Here is a 2103-nt window from a genome sequence, read left to right as displayed (position 1 = left end):
CGCAATGCTTGCGCCCAATTCAGGGCGCAAGCATTGCGCCCCTACACATACCTTCCTTTCAGTTGAACGGTTGGAGGATTTATATTTTGCAATCCCCTTATCATAAATTTGGGCAAGAAACCCGGTTTCTAATCTTTGACTAGGGGTTCGCTTAATAGACCTCTTGCAAAATTCTTTAAAGCCCCCCAGGAACTAAATATTTATTCCTCTGGCCTCCCCCTTCTTAAGGGGGACGGGAGGGGGATCTCTAAGGGGGGTTGGGGGGATCAATCCTTTTTTTTGCAAGAGGTCTAATCATCCAATAGATTGCCTGATTTTATCCGCTAATTCCATCGCCTCTTCCTTGGTGGAAATCTCTCCCTCTACCGTTGCTAACTGAATTTGATTTAATATCTCCCCAATTTGTGGACCCCGGGGAATCCCTAATTCGCTGATTAAATCGTTGCCGGTAATCAGAACTTTTGGATGTGCTGCCAAGTCTTCCGGGTTCAAATAGCGCTCAACGGCATTGCTGAGGGCTTCCAGAGAAATTCCCGAGGCCAGGGCCATTGCCGCTAAGGAGGGAAACAACGACCCCACCTGACGAAACAGAAAATAATGCGATCGCACCGTCCAGTCTGTCAACTCCGGTTGCTGTTGGATTAACTGCCAACTTTTTATCACCTGAATCGTGGCTTTAATTTCCACCCGACTCAACTTTAATCGCATTAATTGCGCTTCTGCACTACCCGGTTCTAACGGTAACAAACAGACTAACTTGGCAATTCCTAAATATCCAGAAATCCTCAAAGTTGCCCGCAAATCTAACAAAAATTCTTCCCCCAACTGCGGCCATTTTTCCCCGAGTTGGACTGCCGCCTCATCAATCCGAGTTAAAAGAGTGAGGGAATCTTTCGTGGCATCGGGTAACCAATAGCGCAACAAACCATCTTCCCATGCTGCCACCAGATGAACACTTCCCCCTATGCGGTTGAGAAGATACCATAACTCAGTATTCACCCGTTCTGCTGCCACCTGCCGCAACAAGGGCGCTAATTGACGGATTGCTGCTTGGGTTTGAGGTTCCAGGGTAAACCCCAATTGCGCCGCCTGCCGATAACCCCGTAACAGACGCAGGGGGTCCGAGGCGAGATTTGTGGGGGAAATCATCCGAATGGTGCGGGTTTGTAAGTCTTGCCGTCCCTGGAGAGGGTCTACAATTTGCCCGGTTTTGGGGTGGTAGGCGATCGCATTAATCGTAAAATCCCGGCGTTGCAAATCTGCCTCTAGGGTCATCCCCTCCTGCTTGGCAAAATCTACCGTGGCATGAGGAAACACCACCCGGGCGATTTTGCGTTCATCATCGAGGACCACAAACCCAGCTTTATGGCGATCGGCAATCTGTTTTGCTATCTTAATCGCATACCCGGGTAAGACAAAATCCAAATCCAAATAGGGAGACTGCCGTTCTAGCAAGGCATCTCGGACCGAACCCCCGACGAGATAGGCATCGTCAGGCAGCATTTCCAAGCTAAAGGGCCAAGTTTCGGGACCCAGAGCACGAATAGATTCGCCTTGTTTCATAAAAAAATCAACCTACCGGGTGGGCAATATCTCTGCTGATTACGTTAGAGTAACAAAAAAGCCGTATGGAGTGTTTACGATGTGTATTTGCGTAAACTGCCACTATGTCGATCGCTGCTTAACTTATAACGCAGTGGAATATCAACATCAACAGCCCCACTTAACTGAAACACCGGATTTTGAACCCATAGAACCCACGATTAATGTGAATATCCGCAATACTTCGGATGCCATTGAGATGGAATGGGATGTGGTCGGTTGTGAAAGTTTTAAAGAAGAAATGGGCAAATGGGCGCGATTACGTCCCGGGGAATTAGTTCCCACCTAGGATGGAAATCCTGCACCCGTTGAATCGATTTAATCGAGTAAGTTGGTGTTTATCTTAACCCGAATTAGACCCGTTTCAATCGATTGAAACCCAGAATTTACAGGGGAATCGGAGGGACAAGGCGCTGCCTTGTCCTTCTTACTGTTCAGGGGACCTAAAACCCTAGCCCTGAATTGGTGGTAAATTTAATAACGAAAAATCATTATTTCTTG

General features: G+C 47.7%; 2 protein-coding genes. One reads left to right on the top strand and one right to left on the bottom strand.

The genetic code is table 11. From position 1 onward, the window contains the following. Positions 1-294: 294 nt before the first annotated feature. A complete protein-coding gene (locus tag NG833_RS29670) occupies positions 295-1563 on the bottom strand; it encodes a CCA tRNA nucleotidyltransferase (protein ID WP_254568861.1) in 1269 nt (422 codons plus the stop codon). Between the two features lie 79 nt (positions 1564-1642). On the opposite strand from NG833_RS29670, the gene NG833_RS29665 reads away from it, so the two are divergent. Further along, on the top strand, positions 1643-1891 hold the full coding sequence (locus NG833_RS29665; protein ID WP_254568860.1) for a Ycf34 family protein: 249 nt from the start codon (positions 1643-1645) through the stop codon (positions 1889-1891). Positions 1892-2103: the final 212 nt, after the last annotated feature.

Source organism: Oscillatoria sp. HE19RPO (genome assembly GCF_024220515.1).
In the GTDB taxonomy this organism is placed as follows: Bacteria; Cyanobacteriota; Cyanobacteriia; order Cyanobacteriales; family Laspinemataceae; genus Laspinema.
Note: the sequence above shows the minus strand (reverse complement) of the source record. Positions and strands in the feature narration are given on the sequence as shown.